The 234-nt window shown below is 50.4% G+C and carries 1 protein-coding gene; it reads left to right on the forward strand.

Features of this window, described 5'->3' with window-relative positions; translation table 11 throughout:
- On the forward strand, window positions 1–234 hold a 234-nt coding region (locus M0651_RS24000), incomplete at both ends, for a reverse transcriptase domain-containing protein (RefSeq protein ID WP_248554164.1).

A 234-nucleotide genomic window follows, 5' to 3' on the forward strand; every position in this document is an offset into this window, starting at 1 on the left:
CTTCTGCAAGTGATGAACCCGATTTTCGATGCCCACTTCTCTTGGTACAGCTACGGCTTTAGACCGGGGAAGAGAGCACACGATGCCGTGAAGCAAGCCCAGCGATATATCCAAAGCGGTCTGCGATGGGTCGTAGATATAGATTTGGAAAAGTTCTTTGACCGGGTGAACCACGACATTCTCATGGCAAGAGTGGCAAGGAGAGTGACAGACAAGCGAGTCCTGAAGCTGATT

Source organism: Paenibacillus mellifer, assembly GCF_023195895.1.
GTDB classification, from domain to species: domain Bacteria; phylum Bacillota; class Bacilli; order Paenibacillales; family Paenibacillaceae; genus Fontibacillus; species Fontibacillus mellifer.